This is a genomic window from Marinobacter sp. KM021 (assembly GCF_050707965.1).
Classification (GTDB): Bacteria; Pseudomonadota; Gammaproteobacteria; order Pseudomonadales; family Oleiphilaceae; genus Marinobacter; species Marinobacter shengliensis.
The window spans coordinates 2,724,132-2,747,969 of the sequence record NZ_CP136129.1; the positions used below are offsets into that span (position 1 = coordinate 2,724,132).

Here is a 23,838-nt window from a genome sequence, read left to right on the forward strand (position 1 = left end):
CAGATAATCCGATGAGATGCCGGTCTGTCTCACTCTCATGCAAAGGTAAGATCAACCATTTAATCCGCTTACCCATTATTGGAAGGGGGTGATCAGTTCGCCAGACTGGCTCAAGAGCTCAATCAGGCCCAGCTGCGCCAGCTTTTCCAGTTCAATACCGGTTTTCAGGCTCTCCGCGCGCTGGCCCAGCGCCTGGAGATACTCAGAGGTGGAGAGGTCGCCGACCTGCCACTGCTTCTCAAGCAAATCGGCACTTCGCTGTACACGCCCCTGGGACAGTTCTTTCCATCGACGGAGTTGCTTGTCGTATCGCTTCCAGGAAGCGCGAGCGCCCGCCAGGTCGTATTGTTGTTTCCGGTAGAGCGCCTGAAACCGCGCTTCGGCCTCCAGAGCCCGTCGATTCGCAGCCCGGATTTCAGCGCTGTAGTTATTACGGACGTTCAGAGGGATCGAGAATGTGAGGCCAACCACGTTCTCGCCGCCGTCACGCCCTCCGCTCAGCCCTACTGTCGGCGATGCTGTCGCTTTGCGTCTGGCAACCTCTGCCTCACTTTTCAACACCTGCCACTTGGCTCGAGCGGCTGCAATTGACGGGTGTGCCAACAGATCAGCCTCACCAATCTGGGACTCCAGCGCTGGCCATATATACTCGGGGATTCCCCCATCCTGAGGCCTCCAGTCCGGCAGACGTTCTCTAACCTGAGTTTCTGCCCGATCAACTGCGGCCTTTGCCTGGGCGACTTCGCTCAACTGACGGGATAGATTTAGAAACAGAAGCTCTGCGTCGGCACGCCCCAGATCACCTGCCTGCTGGCGCTGTTCAACCTGGTCCAGCAAGGCATCCAGGCGCTGCTGTTGGGATTCAGCAATTTCCTCAAACAGCGTAGTAGCGCGCCACTCGACAAGCGCAAACAATGATTCAGACGTTTGTGTCAGAACTGCTTCGCTCAAGCCAGCTTGCGCAGACAGCCTGATCAGCTTTGCCTTCTCCTTTAATGCACCCTGCTGATCAGACCAATCGATCGTTTGTGACAGCCCTGCCTCAAAGTTGTTTTCACTGCCCGTTCTGTCTGCTCCCACAGACAGCTCCGGGTTATACAGCGGTTGTTCACTTGCCTCAGCGTCCGCATTCCGCGCTGCCGCCTGCTCTGTCGCTGCCAGTACCTCCGGGTGCTTGCTTATCTGGCCAGTGAGCCAACTCGCCCAATTAACAGTCTCCGCTTGACCTAACAGAGGAATGGACAATAGTACTGAACACAGCAACGCCCGAGGCGAGTGCTTGCTTGCCTTCATCATCGTTCTCCCGAAGCGATTAGTAGCCAAAAATTATGGGCGTAAGAAGCCCGTGGCGAGGTAGGAAGTGATCGAAATGTTAAGTGCAAACTTTGAAATGAGTTTGAATTTGCAGCTTATTTTAGAAAAATCGCCTAGGGCCTGCGCGACAGAAGCTTTTGACCTGCCATGTTTTGAACCGGTTCATCGCCCGACTGGCCAGCAGGTCAACCGGGGCGCCAGGATGGCTCACGGCATCACCCTCAGACCGAGTAATCAGGGAGAGGTTGTTTACCGTTTTCAGCCTGGCGACACCTCGCAAGAGCCAACCTGGACAACGCTAATAACCGGCTTTTCAGATCCTGATTCCTTCGTTACTGTTACAATCCATAGCGGACGAGCGAAACTTTCCCACCACGAAAAACGGCGCTTACAAATGAAAATTCTGATTGTTGAGGACAATGCGGTACTTGCCAAAAGAATATCGGACTGGCTTGCGCAGGCGCACTACACAGTCGATATCGCCAAAACCGGCAAAGAAGCGGACTCGTTGATTGAAACAAGCTCCTACCAGGCCGTTATTCTCGATATCGGACTGCCCGATGAAAATGGACTGTCTTTAATGCAAAGATGGAGAAAAAACGGGAAAAAAGAGGCCATCCTTATTCTGACCGCACGCTCCAACTGGACTGAGAGAGTAGAAGGGTTGAACGCGGGTGCCGACGATTACCTTCCCAAACCGTTTGAGTTTGATGAACTGAAAGCCCGGCTCAGTGCGATTATCCGCAGAAAGGACGGCAGAACGACAGACCAGATCAGCGTCGACGGATTTCATCTCAACGCCACCTACCGAACGCTTACCACGCCCGACCAGAAAGAGTTCAGACTGACAGCTACGGAATTCCGCCTTTTGCAGTGTTTCCTCCGTTCACCGGACCGGGTGTTTTCCCAGGACGACCTGGTTGAAACCCTCTACAACATAGAAAGATGCCCCACCAGAAATGTTGTTCAGGTCTATATAGCCAGGCTCAGAAAAATAATAGGGGGAAATAAAATCAAGACTTTGCGTGGCCAGGGCTACTTTTTCGAAAAAGATCCCACTGGCTGAACGCCCGAACGAACCAGGTCAACATATGCCAGCTCCAAAGAGTATCCGAAGAACAGCCATTCAGTATGGGGCTGTTTTCAGCCTCGTATATTTCACCTTGATATTTTTTTCACATGCCTACGTGATAAAACAACTATCGGACGAGTCCAGGAAGCAACACCTGAGTAAAGAGCTGGAAAACTTTCAGGCAATCATTGAAGCCGAGGCCCCGACAACTGACGACATCAGGAACATGATCCATCAGTTTGAAATGCTTCTGGGGCATGCCATCGTCATCGAAACGGCTAGCGGAAGCGTCCTGGCGAGCCCGAACTTTGACCAGAGCCAACTGCAGGGCGCTGCAGAGAAGCCCGAGGGTTTCATCCACATAGCGCAGGGTGCGAACACGCTTTTCGGGCTCAAACGCATTTTCTCCGCCAGTGAAAAACTGGCCTCAATCACCGTTCTTGAAACCGAGGGGGCGCTCTCTGAACGACCGCTGAAGGCTCACCTGACATTGCTCGGCGCCTCGGCCGTTCTTCTCGCGATACTGCTGGCCCTGATTGGAACCACTACACATCTGACGTTAAAGCCCATCAGTAAGATAAAAGAGGACCTGAGACGGCTCCAATCCGGGAAACAAAGTCGCCTGAACCCTCACGTACCGGAAGAGTTTCGTCCGCTGATCCGCCAGCTCAATGATTTGCTTGAGCTGTCAAACCGTCGTCTGGACCGCCACCGCCGCCTGAATTCTGATCTCTCTCACCTGGTCAAAACCTCTATCTCTGCCAATCTTGCCATTTTGTCGGACATCGACACCTTGCCTCCGTCCCGGGAGGATATTGTGTTTATGACCTCTAACTTGCGGGAGCTTGACAAATCCCTGAACTACAGGATGAGCAAGGCAGACATATCAGGCAGACAGATGGGACGAACGTGCATGCCGGTTGAAATCACGGCAAGTGTCATCACCGTCATGGAAAAAATATTCCCTGATACGGTTTTCCGCCTCCACACCACCTTACCCGAAAACTTCAATTGGCCTATGGAGCGGCAGGATCTTTCAGAGCTACTTGGCAATTTACTCGAAAATGGCGGGAAGTGGTGCCAGACAACCGTCGACGTTACAATCGCCCGCACGTCATCAGGACTCTCCATAGAAGTAGCGGACGATGGCCCCGGAATTTCTCCTGAGGCGGCAGCCACTGTCATGAACAGGGGTACCAGGCTGGATGAAACGGTCGCCGGTTTTGGGCTCGGATTGTCCATCGTGTCCGAGATTGTCGAAGACAACCTCGGACAGATGAACATGGGTACCTCAAAAAACGGAGGAGCCAGCATTGTCATTCTACTGCCACTTCCGGATTAGAAAACCTCCAGAAAGGCAACCGTCGATGACGCAGCGCGGCTTCTCCCATTTTTTACCGTTGGATATCACTCACCTTGGCTCTTGAAAAGCGACCGAACAGAACCGGCAAAACAAAGAGTGTCAGGAAAGTTGCAGTCACGAGACCACCAACAATCACGCTGGCCAGTGGCTTCTGGATTTCCGCTCCCACGCCCGTCGACAACAGCATCGGTATCAAGCCGAGCGCCGAGGTTATTGCTGTCATCAAGACAGGACGTAAACGGGAGACGGCACCTTCAAACACCGCGGTATCCACGTTCAACCCATCCTGTATTCGCTGATTGATGCTTTCGACCATAACGACCCCGTTAAGCACCGCCACACCAAACAGTGTGATAAATCCAACGGAACTGGGCACTGAAAGATACTGGCCGGAGACCCAGAGCGAAAAGACACCACCAATTACGGCAAGCGGCACGTTGACCAGAATCAACAGCGCTTGACCAACCGAACTGAAAGCGAAGTAGAGCAACAGCGCAATCAGCCCCAGAGATACAGGTACCACAATGGTCAATCGTTTCTGAGCTCGCTGCTGGTTTTCGAACTGACCACCAATATCCACCGAATAGCCGGGGGGAAGGTTCACTTCTGACGCGATGGTATCCTGAATATCGACAACCACACTGCCCATGTCACGACCCTGCACATTGGACTGAATGACCACACGGCGCTGAACGTCGTCGCGGCGCACCTGGGGCGGGCCGGACTCAATAGACACATCGGCCACATCACCGAGTCTCACCCAGGCTCCGGAAGGCGCCTGCAACCTGAGATCAGCAATGGCATCCCGGTCTTCCCGGAAACGTTTGGCCAGGCGCACATAGATATCGTACCGCTCATTTCCGTTGATGATCTGGCCCGCGGCGGCACCACCCAGTCCGTCCCGGACGACACTCATCACATCAGACACGGCGAGTCCGTACCGGGAAAGTGCCTGACGGTCTGGCTGAACCACCAACTGCGCTTCACCGGCAATCTGCTCCATGGCCACGTCCCGGGTCCCCTGAACAGTTCGGACCGCCGCTTCGATCTGTTGGCCTTTCTCGGCCAGCACCTTGAGATCCGGGCCAAAGAGTTTGATGGCCAACTGCGCGCGGACACCAGACAACAATTCGTCAACCCGAGTTGCAATAGGCTGAGAAAAGTTAAACAGTAGCCCCGGGTGCTGTTCGAGCTTCGCCTCAAACAGGGCCTGCAATTCATAGCGATTACTGGCGCTGGTCCACTCGGCTGTTGGCTTGAGGCCAATGTAGATTTCGATGTTGTTGACGGGCTCCGGATCGCCGCCTATTTCCGGTCGGCCCGCCCGGGACAGCGCGTAGGTCACCTCTGGAAACTCCATCAGCATGGCCTCCAGTTTCGGCGCCACTTCAAGCGCGGTATCAAGGCTTGATGAGGGGGCTAGCGTTACCCGGAGGTTAATGGTCCCCTCTTCCAATTCGGGGACAAACTCAGTACCGAGTCGCGGCACGACCAAGGCCGCCAGCACAACAAGGACAGCTGCTGCACCGACAACAGAGCGGGTGTGTTTCAACGACCAGTCAAGGCCCTTGCGATAAAGCTTTTCGAGGGGCTTTAAAATGAAACTTTCCCGCTCCCGAATACCCTTGCGAAACATAAACGATGCCAAGGCCGGCACAACCACCAGAGCAACGATCACAGCGGACACGATGGCCAACATTATGCTGATCGCCATTGGCTGAAAAAGCTTGGCTTCCACACCTTCAAAGCTGAATAAAGGCATGAAAACGACCAGGATAATCGCCGTCGCGAAAAAAATTGGTCGCGCCACTTCCCGGCCTGCCTCCTGCAGTCGAAGCGCAATGCCATGGTCATCGTGTGACGCGTCCAATGGGTCAGGGTCGTTTTTCACCAATTCATCCCGACGGGCGTCATGCTCAGCATCAGGATGGGTCAGATGCTTGAACATGTTCTCAACCATAACAACAGAGCCATCCACCAGCATGCCGATTGCCACAGCAATACCGCCCAGAGACATCAGGTTGGCCGAGAGACCGAACCAGGCCATGATCATCAGGGCAATCCCGATGGAAATCGGTATTGAAAGCAGCACCAGCGTTGTTGCCCGCAGATTCATCAGGAACAGGGCAAGCACGATCGCAATAAACACAAAAGCCAACAGAAGCGCATTGGTCACCGTCTCTACGGCCTTGGTCACCAGATCCGCCTGGTTGTAATAGGGCTCAAAACGAACCCCACTCGGAAGCGCCTGATTTATGCGATCAATGCGGGCCTCGATGCCGTCGATGGTGGCTTTTGTGTTGGCCCCCATTCGTTTGAGTACAATGCCAGAAACCACTTCACCCAGTTGTTCAACCTGACCGGCTTCATCCTTCCGGGTCATGGTTACCGCACCCTGGCGAATTTCAGTGCCCAGCGCTACCTCGGCGACATCGTTCACTGTCACTGTAATGCCATCACTGGTTTTAACGGGCACCTGACGGATCTGCTCGAGCCCCTGCTCGCCATTACCCAGCCAGCCCATACCGCGAATAACCAACTGCTCCTGCCCGCGGCCCATATACCAGCCCCCAACATTGGAGTTGTTGTTCTCCAGGGCTTCCATGACATCGTTCTGTGATAAGTCATAGGACAGCATTCGCGCCGGGTTCAGGTTAACCTGGTACTGGCGGACCTCTCCGCCAAACGACAGGATTTCCGTAACCCCTTCAGCCGGTATCAGCAACAGTTTGACCAGCCAGTCGTGCAAGCTGCGCAATTCCATTGCGTCGTACCCCGAATCCGGGTCCGCTATCAGCAAGTACTGGTAGACCTGGCCAAGACCGGACGTATTCGGCCCCATTTCAGGCACCCCGACCCCGTCCGGAATCAGCTCCCGCGCGGCCTGCAACCGCTCGAAAACCAGTTGGCGCGCGAAATAGATATCCGTGCCCTCTTTAAAGACCACGGTGACACCAGACAACCCGGTTTTGGAGATGGACCGAACCTCCTCAACATCCGGCAACGCATACATCACCGCTTCAATGGGATAGGTGATCAGCTGCTCGACTTCCTCAGCCGCAAGTCCGGGCGCCTCTGTATTAACAGCGACCTGGACGTTTGTAACGTCGGGGAAAGCATCAAGATTCAGTTTTGGTATCTGAAACGCGGCCGTGGCGATAAGCACTGCAAGCGCAATAAGAACCAACAGGCGGTTCTGAACCGCCCAGTCGACAACTCGGTTGAACATAATGGCTCCCGGAATCAGTGGTTGTGCGGATCAAAGCCGCCTTTGGCAATCTCAGAGGCCACAAAAAATGCGCCCCGCAAAACGACTCGTTGGCCCGCAGCCAGGCCGGAAACCTCACGGAGCCCGCCAATTGAGCGGCCCAGTTCCACTTCCACGGGTTCATACTCGCCTTCGGCCTCTTCCACATAGACCGTCCAGTCGCCGTCCGCGCCACGCATTAATGCAGTCTCCGGCACGGCAAGCACCGGCTCGCTGGTCTTAAAACGAAAATACACATCTGCGAACATTCCTGGATGAAAACGATCTTCAGGATTGTCCAGCTCCAGCCTGACAATCCGCGTGCGGGTCACAGGATCAATGGTGTGGGCTTCCTGGGACACCGTTGCCACGCCCACACGACCCGCTGCCCTGACTTCGGCTTCCGCGCCCTTCTCTAGAACAATGTCGGAGCTTGCTGGCAGATGGGCTTCTACCCAAAGCTCACTCTCATCAGCAAGAGTCACCAGCGGCTGGCCAGCCTCAACTCTTTGTCCTTGCTCAAACTCATCGGTCAGTACTGCACCATCCACGCGAGCCCTGAGCATGTATTCACCGAGACTATCCACCCCGCTGGCCTTCAACGCACCAATGTCATCATCGTTCAGCCCGTAAGCAAGCAGAGTCGCCCTTGCTGCTTCAATGTTGGCTTTCGCTGTATTGAACCGCTGATCGCCAACCACGGAACGACCCAGCCCGCTGATTCGCTTCCATTCAGGAAAAGCTTTCCTGTAATCCGCCTGCGCCTGTGCCACCGTCTCACTGAACAGGGTTACCAGCGGCTGGCCCTTGGTTACGTGCTCACCCAGTTCCACGTGACGCCGCAGCACCACTGAGGCAACCCGGGGGGACACGTGATAGCTGGTATAGCCGTTGGTCAGCAGCTCACCGGGAGCGTAGATTTCATAGTCAACGTGCTTGCTTTCGAGGGTTGCTACTTCAATGCCGGCGAGCTCTTTCTGTTTGGCATTGATGCTTGCGGTAGTTGCTTCTTCATGGCCACCGTTCTCGTCTTCGTGGCCGTGCCCCCCTTCCTCTTCATGATCACCTTCCTCCTCATGCTCACCTTCCTCCTCATGCTCACCTTCTTCACCATGATCTTCCTTATACTCGCCCTCCTCACCGGTGACTTCCTGATGATCGTCGCCACTGGCAGCATGATCATGACCGGCTTCCTGATGAGCATCTTCCTCTGCCTGTACAAAAGAAAGTGGGGCTGTAAGCAACGTCAATGCGAATACAGAAATCAGAGTTTTTTTCATAATGAATATCCAGTTTCCAGACTAGTATTGGAAGAGGGTGATCAGTTCGCCAGACTGACTCAAGAGCTCAATCAGACCCAGTTGCGCCAGCTTTTCCAGTTCAATACCGGTTTTCAGGCTCTCCGCGCGCTGGCCCAGCGCCTGGAGATACTCGGAGGTGGAGAGGTCGCCGACCTGCCACTGCTTCTCAAGCAAATCAGCACTTCGCTGTACACGCCCCTGGGAGAGTTCTGTCCATCGACGAAGTTGGGTGTCGTATCGCTTCCAGGCAGCTCGGGCGCCCGCCAGATCATACTGCTGCTTCCGATAAAGTGCCTGAAACCGAGCTTCGGCCTCTAATGATCGTCGGTTGGCAGCTTGGATTTCGGCACGGTAGTTATTACGGACATTCAGAGGGATCGAGAACGTCAGGCCAACCAGGTTCTCACCGCCATCACGCCCTCCGCTCAGCCCGACCGTGGGAGATGCCGCCGCTCTGCGACTGACCACCTCGGCTTCGCTCCGCAACACCTGCCACCTCGCGCGGGCAGCAGCAATTGACGGATGATCCAGCAAATTGTCGTTATCGACCCTGGAAGCAAGAGCCGGCCAAATGTGCCCGGGGATCCCCCCATCCTGAGGCCGCCAATCCGGCAGAAGCTCTCTGACCCGGGCTTGCGCCTGATCAACCGCAGCCTTTGCCTGGGCGAGTTCACTGAGCTGCTGAGAAAGGCTTAAAAAAAGCAGCTCTGCATCGGTACTCCCCAGGTCGCCCGCCTGCTGGCGTTGCTCAACCTGCTCCAGCAAGGCATCCAGACGGTGTTGCTGGGATTCCGCAATTTCTTCGGCACGCGTCGCCGCGCGCCACTCGACAAGCGCAAACAGCGACTCGGACGTTTGTGCCAAAACCGCCTCGTTCAAATCAGCTTCAGCGGAAAGCCTGATCAGCTTTGCCTTGTCCTTTAGCGCACCCTGTTGATCAGACCAATCGATCGTTTGTGATAGCCCTGCCTCAAAGTTGTTTTCACTGCCCGTTCTGTCTGCTCCAACAGACAGCTCCGGGTTATACAGCGGTTGTTCGCTTGCCTCAGCATCCGCATCCCGGGCTGCCGCCTGCTCTGTCGCCGCCATGACATCCGGATGCTTGCTTATCTGGCCAGTGAGCCAATTTGTCCAATTCACAGTCTCCGCTTGACCGAACAGAGGAATAGACAATAGTACTGAACACAGCAACGCCCTGGGCGAGTGCTTGCTTGCCTTCATCGACTTTCTCCCGAAGGGGTTGTTAGCCACAATTCATGGGGGCGAGACGCCCATGACAAGGTAGGTGGAGATAGTAAGTGAAAAGGTTGAAACGAACTTGAATTCGAAGCGTCATCCATTGTTATTTGTCAGAGTCCTGGGACTTAAGCGGCGAACTCTTAGCTTGACCAAGAATAGGGCCGCAACACGCAGCGCGCCAAAACCTGTCACAGGCCCGAACCGATGCCCTGTTTCGATGCATCATTTGTAAACAAACTGCAATCTTTACCAAATAGACTTTCCATTGATTCTTCAATACCCACAAGCAAACTGAAAGGAAAAAACCACTATGAGCAGGAAATATTTGGGCTTGGCTTTGGCGATTTCTGCAGCTTCCGCCGCACAGGCCGGAACTGTTACGACCAGCGGCAAAGACCTTGTGATCGATACCGACAGCGGTATCAAAGTGAAAGTGTCGGATAACTCTGCGTCTTTTCAGCTCGGCGGGCGCCTTCAATGGGATTACGACGCCACGCAGTCTGACGCCAACGGTGTTGACACTACCAATTTCGACGCGCGCCGGGCACGCCTCTACGCCAAGGGCCACTTTGGCGACTGGGCGTACAAAACCCAGTTCAACGTGGCTGAGAGTGATGATGGCAACGCCGGCGGGACCGCTGAGGACCTGTACATTCGCTACCTGGGATTTGGCTCGACGGCAACCGTGACTATTGCCTGAATCCGTGAGTTCAACCGGCTGAAACTGTATCCAAAGCCTGCAATAACAAGGCCTTGGGCGATATAATAGCACCTGACATCCATTCACCCAGTCAGTGCATTTTGCTCATGCGTACTTTCACTCTCCAGCAATCCCGAACCGAAGTCTATACACCCCACGGCGGACTGGCCCTGGTGGGCCACTGCCTGAACCGGCACACGTCGCTTATCAAAACCGCTCGCACGGTCGCCAAGCGCCACGGTATTCCGAACATTGAGCTGATCCGCACCTACCTGGGCCTGATCACGCTGGGCAAGAGCGACTTCGAGGCGGCCGAGCCGGTACGAACAGATCCGTTCTTCAAATCGGCCATGGGCATCAAGCAGTCGCCATCTTCAGCCCGTTTGCGCCAGCGATTTGATGAAGATGCCCAAGCCCTGACGCCATTGCTGGAGGATGCCAGCGTTGAATTTCTTCAGTCCGTCGAAGCGCCGGTGTCACCACTGGCGATGGGCCATGTTGCCCTGGATATGGATGTCTTTCCCATGGACAACAGCCAGACCCATAAAGAGGGTGTCAGCTACACCTACAAGGGTTACGACGGCTATGCACCCATTGCCGCGTATCTGGGCCAGGAAGGCTGGTGCCTGGGTTGCGAGCTACGCCCTGGCAGCCAGCACGCCAATAATGGTTTTCTGGATACCCTCAAACGGGTTTTGCCCCGGGCCCGGTCACTGACGGACAAGCCCATCCTGCTGCGTCTGGACAGTGCACACGATGCCCGTGACAATCGCGACTTCCTGCGCGAGCAGGACCAGATCGACTTCCTGATCAAGTGGAACCCTCGCAAGCAGGACCCCCTGGCCTGGGCGGACAAGGCTCAGGCCCAGAAGGCCTGGACACTGGAGCGCGACGGCAAGATGGAAGCGGTTCTGTCAGAAGACCTTCCGGACGAACCCGGTCTGCGCCGCATCGTGAAGGTCACTGTTCGCACCAGTGATGCCGCTGGCCAGTTGTACCTGGAGCCGGAGGTCAGCCTCGAAGGCTGGATTACTTCCTTACCAGTCGACGAGGTCAGTGACCAACAAGTCATGGCGCTGTATAGCGACCACGCCACCAGCGAACAGTTTCACAGTGAGTTCAAGACCGACCTGGACCTGGAGCGCCTGCCCTCCGGCAAGTTCGACACCAACAACCTGGTCATGGCCTTCGCAACGATGGGGTACAACGTGCTGCGCTGGATGGGCCTGAGACTGACCGCCCCAGATGCGCCAGTGCGCCATCCGGCCAAGCGCCGCCGCCTGAGAACGGTGATGCAGGAACTGATGACCATGGCCTGCCGCCTGGTGCACAGCGGCCGGCAGTGGATTCTGCGCTTTGGTCGGCACTGTCCGGGCTTTGCCGTTTACCGCGACCTCTATGGAAGCCTTGCCGCCTCCGGTTAAGCAAGTCCGACAACAGCCGCTACCTTAAAGCCACCCGGAAAACCAGCCCGGGGCAACCCGCTATTGCCTGACGACCAGAAGTTGATCAAAACGCGCCCAAATTTGGCCGCTGATCGACGTCAGACTGCACGTTCCGGCATTATCAACCTGCTTTTGACCAAGTGATGGCTCCTGTTAGCGCCGATGGCGCTTTGCGGAGTATACTGGCCTGCAAAGTCACTGATTCAGGTATTGGTAAGCAGAAAGAGCCATTCGGCCTGGAACAATTAGCGAGTTCAAAAGACATCTCGGCCCTTGAGCGATCCGCCATGACCGAGCGTTATACCCCCGGTCGCAGCGGCGGCATCCAGCTCAGTGGCAAAGGCGACAACTGGACCTACGGTATCGGCTACTTCGAGGCAGACGGCAATGGCGACGACGACTTCAATAACACGGCAGTAACCGCACGGGGCACGGTTGCACCGATTCAAACGAACAATATGGTTGTTCATCTTGGTGCGGGTTATACCACGCGTGATGCCGACACTCAGGCCGGTGAGGTCGATACGTTTAATCTGGAGCTCGCCGGCGCTTCCGGGCCCTTCCATGCCCAGGCCGAATATTTCGATTCCGAGGAAGGCCAGGTGGATGTTGATGGCTATTACGTACAGCTTGGCTGGATCATCACTGGCGAAAGCCGTCCTTACAAAGCCGGAGTATTCAAGCGGGTAAAACCGGCATCACCCAAAGGGGCCTGGGAAGTTGTTGCCCGCTTTGAGGATGGTGACGGAAAATACAGTGATGTGGGGCTGACCACGACCGACGGTAAGCAAACAACACTGGGCGTTAACTATTACGCCAACAAGAATGTTCGACTTGGAATGAGCTACATGGATGGCGAAGAAGCCAATGGCGCTAGCGGAGATGAAGTTCGCGCAAGGTTCCAGTACGCATTCTAATCCTTGATCGAGCGCATGTTTAACTTGACGCCAGTAAGTGAGAATCGTTGTAAAAAATAATCTGAAAATTCAGGCTGGATTCAGACTACCCTGCTAGACTTGTTTGCGAGTAAATGAGTTACTCAGGTTTTTAGGGCAGATTTTTCTGTCCTTTTTTTATGGTTTTCTCACCAAGGTGCGCACCAGCCTGGCACCACGGAACTGCTGCCCTAACACGGAGCTGCTGCCCGGAGTGGGTGCCATTGACACCGACCTAGACCCGGAAATCAACGTGAACTACGAACTGGGTGCCCGTTTGCGCTATGGCGCGCTCAACGTCGAAGCCATCGGTTTCTACAGCCACTACAGCGATACTGGCTGCTCAGGTAACCGCAGATATCTGTATCACAACGAAAAGAACTCATAGACCTTCGTCTAAATAAAATGCAAATTCATTTGAATTGTTACCGATTGCTAACTAACCTCATCGTCGGGTCCAATAATAATAGAACTCGGAGACAACAAATGAAAAGATCAACACTGAGAACTTCCATCCAGGCAGCAACCTCCCTGCTGGTTTTGGGCATGGCGAGTCCAGCTAGTGCCATGAAGATTATGGGCGATGCCGACCATATGAGCGATCTGAAGGGCTACGAAATAGAATTGTACGGTTACGCCCGTCTTAACGCCAGCTACGACATTGACGAGGACATTGCGGAACCAACTCGGGCGGGCGACTTCAGCAAGATTAATACTGGAGCAGACGAAATCAACGAGGCCACTGGCTATTTCGGCGCTGACGCGACGCAAAGCAGGCTCGGCGTGAAAGCGACGCTTCCCCAGGGAGTCAAGATAGTCGTTGAGGGCGGCTTTCGGTACGGCAACCTCCGGCTTCGTCACGCGTATGGCGAGTACGAGGGTGTGATGGCGGGCCAAAACTGGTCAAACTATAACAGCTTTGTCGGCTTCATCCCGACACTCGAGTTTGACGGCATGCCAGGCAACGCAGGTAGCCAGTTCCGGACAGCTCAGTTGCGTTATACCAGCGGTCCATTGTCCGTCTCCCTCGAACAGCCCTTTAATTTCGCAAGCCTCATCGCTACCGATCCAGACATTGAGCAGAAAACGAGTCTGCCAATTGTAACCGCACGCCTGGAGGATAGCGCTGGTGCCGTTTCTTACTCAACTGCCGCATTTTTGCGCCAAATTGATTACGATACTGGCACACAGGACGATAGTGAAATCGCTTACGGCGCTTTTGGCGCGCTCACCTTCGCAGCCACGGACACAGTGACACTGTATGGCGTTTTCAACTACGTAAACGGTGGCGACATCTACCTGTACCGGTCCGGTGAAAATTATGCCGTAGAGTACGGCTATGTCGATAGCTCAGGCAGCATTGAGTTGATCAGCGGGTACAGTGCCTCAGCTGGCGCGTCCTTTGACCTTGGCGGTGGCCGCTCAATAAACACGGGCGTCGGCATGGTGGAGGTAGATTGGGATGACGCGCTGCGCGATCTTCCCGGTTCAGCCGGTATTGGTAACAAACAGGAAACCAACACCATGGCGATGATTAACTACCAGTGGTCTCCTGTGAAAGCAGTGACCATGGGTATTGAATACAGCTACTTCGCGGTTGACGAGGTTGATGGTGACGATGGGGATGCGAGCCGGTTGCTGTTTGCCGCTCAGTACAACTTTTAAACTGTCGTAACGACAGCCGAAAGACTAGTCTTCGGCGCTTTGACTCTGAACATTTTAGGGTTGGGGCGCCGAAGGTTTTCACGGTAAAGATTTTTTCGGTATTGACTATTTGGTCATAGATTCAGACCTTTCCGCCAAAGAGAGTGCTTAAACAACTCTCGTTCAAGCGAAAAGTCCAGTTTGGCAATCATGAGGCCACACAGCCTGACACGTTGACGGCTCTGTGCACGTGAATTATCGGGGGAATAAAAGTGTCCAACTTCAGCAAAGCAAGGCTGTGCTCGGCGATTCTTATCGCGAACGCCGCAATGGGTTATAGCGTATCAGTCCAGGCAGCAAAATTTGTTTTCACGGTGACATGAATAACCGGTTCCAGGCCTACAGCAATCAGCGCGACTGGTTTAATGGGTCCGGCCTGACGGGTAAAGAAAACACACTGAAAGACGACGGTGAAACCGAAAATTTCGGCGAACTTAAGTATCGTTTCTGGTTTGAAGCGGCAACGGATAACGATGAAGTCAAGGGTGTTTACGCCACGGAAATTGGTGGCATTCGCTACGGCGAGGGCTCAGGTGGCGACTTCTCAGGCGACGGCGTCAACGTAGAGACCCGCTGGGCATACGTTGACTTCGCTGTACCTTCCAACAGCGACCACCGAATCAAGATGGGCTTGCAACCGGTATCCGTTGACAAGCACTTGTGGAATGAAACGGCAACGGGTGTGATGGCCCAGGGCCCACTGTCCCACATGTGGAATTATCAGCTTTTGTGGGGACGGGGTGATTCGTCTAACGAAAACACCGCGGAATCTGCTGATGACGGCTTTGACGGTGCGGACAACTTCGCCATCAATATTGACGGCGCAATGAGTCCTAACCTTAAGCTCGGTGGCTTCTTGCTGTACCAGACTAATGATCAGATCTCAGAAGGTCAGGGAAACATCAACAGCATTGGCTACGAGCTCAAAGCGATTGCTGACAATTCCAGGTACGACGTGTCAAACGTTGGCGGAACCTTTGACTACAGAAGCCTGTCCTCTGGCGGCAACCTGTTTGTTAAAGGCACGGCCATTTACCAGACGGGCACGATAGAGGGCGTAACCTTCACCCCTCTTTCAGGCGTGAATTCAGATAATAACTGCAGCACTTTGGTGTAACCAGGTAGAGATGGGAGGGCCGTTGCCGGTACCCTCACGGACTTTACCGACCAAAGTGAAGCAGTGATGAAGTACCGACAACTGACCCAGACACAACGATATCAGATTTCGGCCTTGCGTGTGGCCGGCAAAAGCCAACGACAGATCGCCGGAATAATCGGTTGCCACAGCAGCACCGTTAGCCGTGAGTTAAGGCGAAACAGCACCTCGGGCTATGACCCCGAGCACGCGCAGCAACAGTCGAACGCCAGGCGCAGCCGAGCCTTTAAATGGCACAAAAGATTGCAGTGGCTGACAGAGTGGGTCAGCACACGATTAAAGCAACACTGGAGCCCTGAACAGATCGCCGGCTTCATGAATCGCATGAAGACGCCGGTTCGTGTCAGTCACCAGTGGATCTATGATCTGATCCATCGTGACCGGCTCAGCGGCGGCAATCTCTGGCGCTATTGCCGGCACAGAAACAGCCGCGGTCGTAGGCGCAATGCCAAGGATGCAGGCTTAGGCAAAATACCCAATCGCACGGGCATTGAACATCGCCCGGAAGAAGTTGAAAGCCGCGGCGCGCTGGGGCACTGGGAAGGCGACACAGTTCTTCAGGGCCACAAGCAATCTGGTGTAGTAACTCTGGTTGAGCGTCGGAGCGGCTACTTGCTTGCAGGTCGTCTACCCGAGTTCACGGCCAAACAGACAGCGCGAACCGTGATTCGTCTTCTGCAGCCGATTCGGGGCGCGGCTCAAACTTTGACCTTGGATAACGGCAGTGAGTTTTCAGAGCATGAACACATGGCCAAAGCGCTGAACTTGGACGCCTATTTTTGGGTTCATCGCGCTTTACCGGGAAATGCTGCTTTTATCTTCAGAAAGAAGTAGTCGTTATCCCGGTAGCCGTAGGCCACCCGCTTGATCACCTTGATCTTGTTGTTCATTCCCTCCAACACACTGGTGTTCAACCGGTAGACCGCGCTGGCGATAATGCCGTCGACGTAGCCCTTGAGGCGCCTGGCAAACTGCTGCACGGGGGCCAGCCCACTACTCATAGCCAGATTTAGCCAGTCTTGCCAGCGTTGTCTGGCATCGGCCTCTGAGGGAGCGTACCAGAGCTCTTTGAGCTGGTCTTTCAGGACGTAGACAGTCATCAGGGGCTGGTTGGCTTGCAGCAGTTCTTCGAGCTTCAGAGCCTGCTCGTCCTTGAGGTTGCCTCGGTTTCTGAGCAACAGCCAGCGACTTCGTTTCACTACTTTGCGAGCCGGCTTGTCGTGTCGAAGCTGATTGGCCTGATCGACCCGGACACGGTCAATCACTTCCCGTCCGAACTTTGCTACAACGTGGAACAGGTCATAGACCACCCGTGCTTGTGGGCAGTGGTGCTGAACTTCCAGGTCCATGGCGGTATTCATATCCATCGCCACGGCTTCGATCTGGCCACAGGTTTCCGGCCCCAGCCATTCAAAGAAGGGGCGTACCGCTGCTCGACTGCGGCCTTCTCCAACCCAGAGGACTTGTTGAGTATCCGCATCAATCGCCACGGTGGCGTAGCGGTGTCCCTTGAACAAGGCGAACTCATCCATGATCAGTCGACGAATCCGGCGTTTATCTGGCTCAGTCACTTCTCGTTTGAGGCGCCGATGGTCGATGGCCTTGACCGTATGCCAATGCAACCCTAGCAGCGTTGCCACATGTTGGATCGGCATCAGTCGTACCAGGGATTCAATCCAACTGACCATGCCTGCCGTCAGACGCTGTCGCCCTGGTAACCAGCGAATCTGTTCAAGCTTGGGGCCACAGGTCGTACAACGAACTCGGCGAACTGGCACGTCCAGCCAGACGCGGTATTGGAACAGGTCGCGTTCTCGGACTCGTCGGGTGCTGATGTCATGGATGGCAAGCGTGTGCTGATTACAACCACTGCAGCATGGCAAGTAATCGTCGGCAGGTTGCAGTCGGATGAGCAGAGATTGAGCGTCAATCTGGGCATACGATTCTATCGTGAATCCTTCCCAGAACAGGGCAAGAGGATTAGCATTCATAGGGACGGCGGTGAGTCGGTCAGGTTTGTTGTTTTGGCGAACTCAAAACTAACCGGTTTGACCGCCGTCTCCTACTTTTTCACGCTAACCCGCGATGAACCTATTTTTGTGATCCGTATTGCTCGGGTCAGCGAGGCACCAATGAGAACACGAATGGTTTGCTACGCCAGTACTACCCGAAAGGGACGAACTTCGCCAAGCTGTCCCAAACTCATATCAATCGAGTGGTTGAGCAGCTGAATAACCGACCCAGGAAACGGCTGGGTTACCGGACACCGGCAGAGGTGTTCTGGGGTGAATATTCCGGGGCACTATAAATGAGCGGTGCTGCGGGAGCCTGTAAATAAATCTGTGTAACTGCCCATCCCATTACAGGTGACCGTCCAGACGGTCACCGAATTCGATAATAAAGCGATTCAATGCCGGCTTCCAATCACGGATCGGCATCGTCCATTTCTTTGAGGCCTGCTGGATCGCCAGGAAGGCCACTTTCAGTGCCGAGTCATCGCTGGGGAACAGCTTACGGCGCTTGGTGGCTTTGCGGATGACGCTGTTCAGCGACTCAATGGCATTGGTGGTGTAGATCACTTTTCGGATGGCCGGAGGATACTCGAAGATGGTGATCAGGTTGTCCCAATGGCTGTGCCAGGATCGGGAGATCTGTGGGTACTGACCGTCCCAGCGTTCTCCGAAGGCCTCCAACGCCTGCCGGGCTTCGTGTTCCGAGGCAGACTGGTAGATCTGCTTCAGATCGGCCGTCACGGCCTTATAGTCCTTCCAGGACACGTAGCGCAGCGAGTTGCGAACCATGTGCACGATGCACAGCTGCACCTTGGTCTGAGGGTACTCAGCAGCAATAGCATCCGGGAAGCCCTTGAGGCCGTCCACGCAGGCGATCAGGATGTCCTCCAGACCACGGTTCTTCAGTTCCGTCAGTACCGACAACCAGAACTTCGCGCCTTCGGTCTCGGCCAGCCAGAGGCCTAGCAGCTCCTTCTGGCCTTCCATGTTGATGCCCAGGGCCAGGTATAGGGACTTGTTGATCACCCTCTTGTCCTGACGAATTTTCAGCACGATGCAGTCCAGATAGACGATGGGATAGATCGGATCCAGCGGACGGTTCTGCCACTCCTGAACCTGCTCGATCACCCGCTCCGTCACCTTGGACACCAGAGTGGCCGAGATGTCGGCGTCATACATCTCCTTGAAGGCGTCCACGATATCCCGGGTGCTCAGGCCCTTGGCGTATAGCGCCAGGATCTGGTCATCCATCTGGGTCAGGCGGGACTGGCCCTTGCGGACGAACTGAGGTTCGAAAGAGCCATCACGGTCACGGGGAGCCTCTATCGGCACATCTCCGTGCTGGCCCTTCAGGCGCTTGGCGGTATAGCCATTTCGACTGTTGCCGGTGCCACGGCCTTCAGGCGCATGCTTCTCGTATCCGAGATGCTCGTCCAGTTCGGCATTGAGGGCGGTCTCGACCGTCAGTTTGACCAGTTGCTGAGTGAGGGCTCCGAGATCTTTTTCAGACTTGATGTCCTTGGCCAGCTCGGCGGCCATAGCTTTGAGTTTTTCTTGGTCCACTTGTGTACCCACGATGGTATCCTTTTGAAAAGATTACTCAGTCGTGAGCAGTTACACAATTTGGTTTACAGCCTCCCGCCATGCGTTCAAAGCGTTTTCAGCCAAGCAGTTACTGGCCCAGATAGCTCCGGTACATCCACACCGTTTTTTCCTGCTGAGAAATATAATCGCTCATCAGGGCTGCGGTGCCCTCGTCGTCGGCATCGCCGGCCAGGCTCAGCAGTTCACGCTGCTTGGCGATCAACTTGCCGAAGCTTTCTACGATATTGCCTACCGCTTCTTTACCGTCGGCAACGTCTTTGCGCTCTGGCACGTCAGATGTCTCAATGTAGGTGCTGTAGGCGTGTGAAGGCCGGTGACCCAAGGTCAGTACCCGCTCTGCGATCTCATCGATTTTCAGCAGCAGGTCGTCATACAACTCCTCAAACTTGGCGTGCAGTTCGAAGAAATTGTCACCCTTGATGTTCCAGTGGTAACCGCGCACGTTCATGTAGAAAATCTGGTAGTTGGCCAACAGCCCGTTCAGGGAATCTGCAAGCTTCTGAGTCTTGTCTGTATCAAGACCGATGAAATTCTTACCCATATTGAACCTCCTGATTCGCGTTAGGGTTTTTACTTCCTATGACACCCAGCTTAGGCCCGAGCGCCTGATGACTGAAGTTTAGTTGTTTAATCCCGGTGATAGCATGAGATTATATTGAAAAATCAAAAATAATAGTTCTCAGCTATCAAAGAGGATCGCACAATCTATTTGGAAATAGTTCTCGTTTATCCTTAAATGGATATAACGACCCGAATGATGCGGAGCTGATCATGAGCGCACTGAAAGACTTTGTTCACAATCACGGTGCAAAAGGTGACCAGTCACTACTGAAAACAATCACCTTTGCCATCACCCACTTTATCGTGGCGTTCTCCGTTGCTTACCTGCTGACCGGCGATATCTTGATCGGTAGCTTGATAGCGATGGTCGAACCTGCCATCAACACTGTAGCCTACTTCTTCCACGAGAAGATATGGGCCCGGCACCAGCGAAATGCAACCGTCGAAGGCCCCAGCTTACGGCACAATACCGCACCGGGTTGCTGATTCAGGTCAAGTCAGCTGCGCCCTGATTGCAGTCCGGGTCCGTAGGCCGGGTCAAACCCCTGGCCCACAATCCATGCAGCCTTCGGCTGGCGCGGGGCCAATCTTGAGATTGCGGTTCAGGTCTTTCAGCGCCGTGCGCAGGCCCTCTTCAATCACCGGGTGGTAAAAGGGCATTTCCAGCATCTCACTGACTGTCAGTCGCTGCTGCGCCGACCAGGCCAGCAGGTGAGCAATGTGCTCTGCCGCCGGCCCGAACATTTCCGCACCCATGAACAAGCCGCTGCCATGCTCCCCGTATACTCTCAACAGGCCACGGTCTTTGCCAATCACCTTGCTGCGGCCCTGATCTTCAAAACACACCTCACCCACGGCAAAACAGCCCTGGCACTTCTCATCAACCTGATGGATAGTCAGCCCGACCGAGGCAATTTGCGGGTCGGCAAACACCACCGCCAGCGGCGTTTTGCGTAATCCGGCCTGCACATCCGGCCAGGCGGCTGCGTTGTCTCCCGCTATGCGACCCTCATCGGCGGCCTCATGCAGCAAGGGCCGATGGTTGTTCACATCACCGGCAATGAAAATGTGACTGTCGCCGCAGCGCAGAGTGTGGTCGTCAAAATCCGGCATGCCCCGGTCATCCAGCTCAATCCCGGCATTCTGGATATCCAGGTTATCGACGTTCGGGCGCCGACCGGTGGCGGCCAGCAGGTAATCAAAGCATTCCTTATGTTCTATGCCATCCTCCACCCAGGTAACCTCAACCCCTTGTTCTGTGCGCTCCACCTTTTTGGTGTCGGCTTTCGGGCTGAGGGCAAATTCCTCGCGGAACGTGTTCAGGGCATAGTCACGAATCTTTTCATCCCGCAGGCCACCAATGCCGCCGCTGACGCCGAACAACCGGACACGCACACCCAAACGGCTCAACGCCTGGCCCAGCTCAAGACCAATGATGCCAGGACCAAAGACAGCAACCGAACCGGGCAGATCCTGCCAGTCGAACACATCGTCATTCACGATAAGGCGGTCTTTAGCCTCTTTTAAAGCGCCTGGAATATTGGCCCTCGACCCGGTGGCAATGATGATGCGCCCCGCCGTAACTTCGGTGTGATCCCCCACCGCCAGTCGATGGCTATCCACAAAGCGGGCATGCCCCATCAGGCGGTGTTCAGCAGGCAGAGACTCCATGGAACGAACAACCGGCGCGACAAACCGGTCCCGCTCGGCACGAACCCGTTCCATCACTCGTCGGCCGTCGACTCTGACCTCCCCGGCCAGCACCCCAAAGCGATCCGCCGTGGCAACATCGTGGGCCCGCTCGGCGGCCGCAATCAGCAACTTGCTGGGCATGCAACCAACCCTTGCACAGGTGGTGCCGTATTGCTCACCCTCGATCAGCACCACGCTGTCGGTCACTTTGCGCACTCGCTGATAGGCGACCATGCCGGCGGTACCCGCGCCGATAATCGCTACATCCACTTCTCGCTTGTCCATCATGCCTCCCGGCGATCAAAAAACCCGATATTTCGGCCAGTTAAACTGCAAGTATAGAAACCTTACCGGTACCTGACAGGTGAAACCGGGAAAAAATCCGCTTATGCTTGCGAGTCACGAGCAAGCTGCTTAGTAACCTACACACGCTTTCCGGAGATCTCAGGTGCACAATTACTGGCTGGAATTCCTAACCGTCGCACTGGTCCACCTGCTGGCAGTGGCCAGTCCGGGCCCGGACTTTGCCATCATGCTAAGGCAGGCGCTGACCCAGTCACGCCGTAATGCCTTGCTCAGTGCCGGCGGCATAGGCCTGGGTATCTTGCTGCATGTGGGGTATTCGTTGCTGGGCATCGGGCTGATCATTCAGCAGTCGATTATGCTGTTCACCGTACTGAAAGTGGTCGGGGCACTGTATCTGCTCTGGATTGCCTGGCATTGCCTGCGGGCAAAACCGGGAGGTGTTCACGTCGAGGCAAAGGGCAGCAAAGTCCAGACCGGCTGGGGTGCATTTCGGTTGGGGTTTCTGACCAACGCCCTGAATCCCAAGGCCACACTGTTTTTTGTGTCTCTGTTTTCAGTGGTGATCAACCCCGGCACTCCCCTGTTGCTGCAGGCCGGCTACGGCCTCTACATGGCGCTCGCAACCGGGCTCTGGTTTGCCATGGTAGCCGTGTTCTTCACTCAGCCCCGCGTCCGCCGGGGATTCAGCCGGTTCGGACACTGGCTGGACAGGCTGATGGGGGGCATTCTGGTGCTGCTGGCCGGGCAACTACTGCTGTCTACAGTGACCGGATCAGAGCCTCTGTCTGTTCCCACGACAGGCACGGATCGGTGATCGAGCAGCCATAGATCAGATCGTCACCGTCATCCTGGCGGCCGAAGGTCAGGAAGCTTTCCAGCATCAAGCCCTTGATGTGCGTATTGCCCGCGCGCTTCTGGGCCATGACCTCACGGGCAATGTCCAGTTGCCGCTCCGCCTGCTTGCAGGCGTTATCGTGACTGCAATCCACCATCACCGCGGTCGACACACCAGCCTTCTGCAATTCCGCCACGGCCCTGGCAATACTCCCGGCGTCGTAATTGGTCACGCCCCGGCCACCACGCAGCACCAGGTGAGTATCCGGATTGCCCGCCGTCGTGACCATCACCGGCGCCCCGGCGTGGGAAATACCCAAGTGATGATGCGGGTAAGAGGCAGACTGCATGGCGTGGGTGGCCACCGCTACCCCGCCATCGGTGCCGTTTTTGAACCCGGTTGGCATGGGCAAACCGCTGACCATTTCCCGATGAATCTGGGATTCGGTGGTGCGGGCACCGATGGCGGTCCAGCTCACCAGGTCACCCAGGTAATCCATCATGAACGGGCTCAGGGCTTCCGTCGCCAGCGGCAAACCCAGCTCAGAGAGCGCCAGCAACAGCTTGCGGGAACGTTCCAGGCCCTGCTTCAGGTCGCCCTGGCCGGTGCGCTCGGGATCGTATAAAAGGCCTTTCCAACCCACCGTGGTGCGTGGTTTTTCCAGGTAGGCGCGCATTACTATCAGGAAGCGATCACTCACCTCGTCCGTCAGGGTTTTCAGACGGGTAGCGTAATCCAGGGCGGCCTGTTCATCGTGAATCGAACACGGACCCATCACAATCAGGGTTCGGTCGTCCTGACCGTGCAGTACGGCGCGGATCTGCTCACGGTAACTGGCGATGGCCCGAACCAGGTGCTCACCGGCAGGAAACTGCTGGCGCAACTCGCCCGCGGTGGGCAGTGTGGCTTCCTGTCGGTGCTGGCAGGCACTTGCGATTTGCTCGCCCAGCGTTTCGGATTTCAGCGGCATGTTCATGTCTGTGTTCCCGTTTCCCTGTGTCAGAATCAAAAAAGCCCCGGCTGGGCTACCAGTCGGGGCTTTTTTGAGTCCGGTGGCAGCCTGGGTTGCTTGCCGGGCTGCCTTCCTCGTTAAATTCGGTCGATGAAGATCTTACGGGCGGCCCGGGCTCTGGCTAAAATAAAAGCCATAACCAAACCACCAAAAATACACAGCAGAACCTGCGGCCTTCAGTTTCTCACCGAAAGCTTTCAAAACATTCAATTGACAGGCTGCGTGTGTGGTCTTCATGCTTTTCACTATAACCCCGCGGTTTTCAGATTGGCAACCCGCAATCCGGAATATTTTTGGCGGGTATGTGTAACGGCTCCGGAGGCCCCGATGACTGAACGC

The 23,838-nt window shown here is 55.3% G+C and carries 19 protein-coding genes and 2 pseudogenes; 12 read left to right on the plus strand and 9 right to left on the minus strand.

Going from position 1 to position 23,838, the window contains the following annotated elements; translation table 11 throughout:
* Positions 1-75 precede the first annotated feature (75 nt).
* A complete protein-coding gene (locus RVM24_RS12850; RefSeq protein ID WP_431474144.1) occupies positions 76-1,296 on the minus strand; it encodes a TolC family protein in 1,221 nt (406 codons plus the stop codon).
* 73 nt (positions 1,297-1,369) lie between these two features.
* On the opposite strand from RVM24_RS12850, the gene RVM24_RS12855 reads away from it, so the two are divergent.
* Both RVM24_RS12855 and RVM24_RS12860 read left to right on the plus strand, forming a co-directional pair.
* On the plus strand, positions 1,370-2,380 hold the full coding sequence (locus RVM24_RS12855; protein WP_431474145.1) for a response regulator transcription factor: 1,011 nt from the start codon (positions 1,370-1,372) through the stop codon (positions 2,378-2,380).
* Entirely contained in the window at positions 2,340-3,728 is a 1,389-nt protein-coding gene (locus tag RVM24_RS12860; RefSeq protein WP_431474146.1) for an ATP-binding protein, read from the plus strand. The genes RVM24_RS12855 and RVM24_RS12860 overlap by 41 nt, the downstream gene beginning before the upstream one ends.
* Positions 3,729-3,780: 52 nt before the next feature.
* Here the strand turns inward: RVM24_RS12860 and RVM24_RS12865 are convergent, their stop codons facing one another.
* From RVM24_RS12865 to RVM24_RS12875, 3 genes are read right to left on the minus strand one after another with little or no spacing between them, the layout of a single operon-like run.
* Positions 3,781-6,978 (minus strand): efflux RND transporter permease subunit, encoded by a 3,198-nt coding sequence (locus RVM24_RS12865; RefSeq protein ID WP_431474147.1) that lies wholly within the window; start codon positions 6,976-6,978, stop codon positions 3,781-3,783.
* A 14-nt stretch (positions 6,979-6,992) separates the two neighbouring features.
* Entirely contained in the window at positions 6,993-8,276 is a 1,284-nt protein-coding gene (locus RVM24_RS12870) for an efflux RND transporter periplasmic adaptor subunit (protein WP_239286573.1), read from the minus strand.
* A gap of 21 nt (positions 8,277-8,297) precedes the next feature.
* Positions 8,298-9,437: a TolC family protein gene (locus tag RVM24_RS12875; RefSeq protein ID WP_227513165.1), complete on the minus strand. Its 1,140-nt coding sequence runs from the start codon at positions 9,435-9,437 to the stop codon at positions 8,298-8,300.
* Between the two features lie 409 nt (positions 9,438-9,846).
* On the opposite strand from RVM24_RS12875, the gene RVM24_RS12880 reads away from it, so the two are divergent.
* The 7 genes and pseudogenes from RVM24_RS12880 to RVM24_RS12910 all read left to right on the plus strand — a co-directional run.
* The gene (locus RVM24_RS12880) at positions 9,847-10,236 is read left to right on the plus strand and encodes a porin (RefSeq protein ID WP_431474148.1); all 390 of its coding nucleotides are present in this window, start codon (positions 9,847-9,849) and stop codon (positions 10,234-10,236) included.
* Between the two features lie 107 nt (positions 10,237-10,343).
* A complete protein-coding gene (locus RVM24_RS12885) occupies positions 10,344-11,660 on the plus strand; it encodes an IS1380 family transposase (RefSeq protein ID WP_152438849.1) in 1,317 nt (438 codons plus the stop codon).
* A gap of 164 nt (positions 11,661-11,824) precedes the next feature.
* On the plus strand, positions 11,825-12,598 hold the full coding sequence (locus tag RVM24_RS12890) for an OprO/OprP family phosphate-selective porin (protein ID WP_431474149.1): 774 nt from the start codon (positions 11,825-11,827) through the stop codon (positions 12,596-12,598).
* A gap of 232 nt (positions 12,599-12,830) precedes the next feature.
* A complete protein-coding gene (locus RVM24_RS12895) occupies positions 12,831-13,004 on the plus strand; it encodes a TonB-dependent receptor (protein ID WP_197061332.1) in 174 nt (57 codons plus the stop codon).
* 98 nt (positions 13,005-13,102) lie between these two features.
* Positions 13,103-14,281, plus strand: a complete 1,179-nt coding sequence (locus tag RVM24_RS12900) for a hypothetical protein (protein WP_431474150.1) — start codon at positions 13,103-13,105, stop codon at positions 14,279-14,281.
* Positions 14,282-14,639: 358 nt separating this feature from the next.
* Entirely contained in the window at positions 14,640-15,437 is a 798-nt protein-coding gene (locus tag RVM24_RS12905) for a hypothetical protein (protein WP_431474151.1), read from the plus strand.
* Positions 15,438-15,503: 66 nt separating this feature from the next.
* Positions 15,504-16,256 (plus strand): annotated as a pseudogene (locus RVM24_RS12910) (IS30 family transposase); the annotation flags it as partial.
* Positions 16,257-16,261: 5 nt separating this feature from the next.
* Here RVM24_RS12910 and RVM24_RS12915 read toward each other — a convergent pair.
* Entirely contained in the window at positions 16,262-17,467 is a 1,206-nt protein-coding gene (locus RVM24_RS12915) for an ISL3 family transposase (protein ID WP_011785425.1), read from the minus strand.
* Between the two features lie 101 nt (positions 17,468-17,568).
* Between RVM24_RS12915 and RVM24_RS12920 the strand changes: the two are divergent.
* Positions 17,569-17,784 (plus strand): annotated as a pseudogene (locus RVM24_RS12920) (IS30 family transposase); the annotation flags it as partial.
* A gap of 52 nt (positions 17,785-17,836) precedes the next feature.
* Here RVM24_RS12920 and RVM24_RS12925 read toward each other — a convergent pair.
* Positions 17,837-19,051 (minus strand): IS256 family transposase, encoded by a 1,215-nt coding sequence (locus RVM24_RS12925; protein ID WP_431475389.1) that lies wholly within the window; start codon positions 19,049-19,051, stop codon positions 17,837-17,839.
* A 109-nt stretch (positions 19,052-19,160) separates the two neighbouring features.
* Positions 19,161-19,634, minus strand: a complete 474-nt coding sequence (locus RVM24_RS12930) for a Dps family protein (protein WP_058092595.1) — start codon at positions 19,632-19,634, stop codon at positions 19,161-19,163.
* Positions 19,635-19,864: 230 nt separating this feature from the next.
* On the opposite strand from RVM24_RS12930, the gene RVM24_RS12935 reads away from it, so the two are divergent.
* The gene (locus tag RVM24_RS12935; RefSeq protein ID WP_058092596.1) at positions 19,865-20,140 is read left to right on the plus strand and encodes a DUF2061 domain-containing protein; all 276 of its coding nucleotides are present in this window, start codon (positions 19,865-19,867) and stop codon (positions 20,138-20,140) included.
* 51 nt (positions 20,141-20,191) lie between these two features.
* On the opposite strand, the gene RVM24_RS12940 is transcribed toward RVM24_RS12935, so the two are convergent.
* Positions 20,192-21,631, minus strand: a complete 1,440-nt coding sequence (locus RVM24_RS12940) for a dihydrolipoyl dehydrogenase (protein WP_058092597.1) — start codon at positions 21,629-21,631, stop codon at positions 20,192-20,194.
* 163 nt (positions 21,632-21,794) lie between these two features.
* Here RVM24_RS12940 and RVM24_RS12945 point away from each other — a divergent pair, with 163 nt between their 5' ends.
* A complete protein-coding gene (locus RVM24_RS12945; protein WP_058092598.1) occupies positions 21,795-22,466 on the plus strand; it encodes a LysE family translocator in 672 nt (223 codons plus the stop codon).
* Here RVM24_RS12945 and RVM24_RS12950 read toward each other — a convergent pair.
* A complete protein-coding gene (locus tag RVM24_RS12950; protein ID WP_058092599.1) occupies positions 22,411-23,463 on the minus strand; it encodes a 3-deoxy-7-phosphoheptulonate synthase in 1,053 nt (350 codons plus the stop codon). The two genes, RVM24_RS12945 and RVM24_RS12950, sit on opposite strands and share 56 nt — an antisense overlap.
* Between the last annotated feature and the right edge of the window lie 375 nt (positions 23,464-23,838).

What these genes read in the sequence shown, in the direction of transcription:
- RVM24_RS12935 (WP_058092596.1), top strand. Translation starts at nt 19,865, where the DNA reads ATGAGCGCACTGAAAGACTTTGTTCACAATCACGGTGCAAAAGGTGAC.
- RVM24_RS12940 (WP_058092597.1), bottom strand. Translation starts at nt 21,631, where the DNA reads ATGGACAAGCGAGAAGTGGATGTAGCGATTATCGGCGCGGGTACCGCC.
- RVM24_RS12870 (WP_239286573.1), bottom strand. Translation starts at nt 8,276, where the DNA reads ATGAAAAAAACTCTGATTTCTGTATTCGCATTGACGTTGCTTACAGCC.
- RVM24_RS12885 (WP_152438849.1), top strand. Translation starts at nt 10,344, where the DNA reads ATGCGTACTTTCACTCTCCAGCAATCCCGAACCGAAGTCTATACACCC.
- RVM24_RS12905 (WP_431474151.1), top strand. Translation starts at nt 14,640, where the DNA reads ATGAATAACCGGTTCCAGGCCTACAGCAATCAGCGCGACTGGTTTAAT.
- RVM24_RS12890 (WP_431474149.1), top strand. Translation starts at nt 11,825, where the DNA reads ATGGCTCCTGTTAGCGCCGATGGCGCTTTGCGGAGTATACTGGCCTGC.
- RVM24_RS12865 (WP_431474147.1), bottom strand. Translation starts at nt 6,978, where the DNA reads ATGTTCAACCGAGTTGTCGACTGGGCGGTTCAGAACCGCCTGTTGGTT.
- RVM24_RS12880 (WP_431474148.1), top strand. Translation starts at nt 9,847, where the DNA reads ATGAGCAGGAAATATTTGGGCTTGGCTTTGGCGATTTCTGCAGCTTCC.
- RVM24_RS12855 (WP_431474145.1), top strand. Translation starts at nt 1,370, where the DNA reads ATGTTAAGTGCAAACTTTGAAATGAGTTTGAATTTGCAGCTTATTTTA.
- RVM24_RS12930 (WP_058092595.1), bottom strand. Translation starts at nt 19,634, where the DNA reads ATGGGTAAGAATTTCATCGGTCTTGATACAGACAAGACTCAGAAGCTT.
- RVM24_RS12915 (WP_011785425.1), bottom strand. Translation starts at nt 17,467, where the DNA reads ATGAATGCTAATCCTCTTGCCCTGTTCTGGGAAGGATTCACGATAGAA.
- RVM24_RS12900 (WP_431474150.1), top strand. Translation starts at nt 13,103, where the DNA reads ATGAAAAGATCAACACTGAGAACTTCCATCCAGGCAGCAACCTCCCTG.
- RVM24_RS12950 (WP_058092599.1), bottom strand. Translation starts at nt 23,463, where the DNA reads ATGAACATGCCGCTGAAATCCGAAACGCTGGGCGAGCAAATCGCAAGT.
- RVM24_RS12850 (WP_431474144.1), bottom strand. Translation starts at nt 1,296, where the DNA reads ATGATGAAGGCAAGCAAGCACTCGCCTCGGGCGTTGCTGTGTTCAGTA.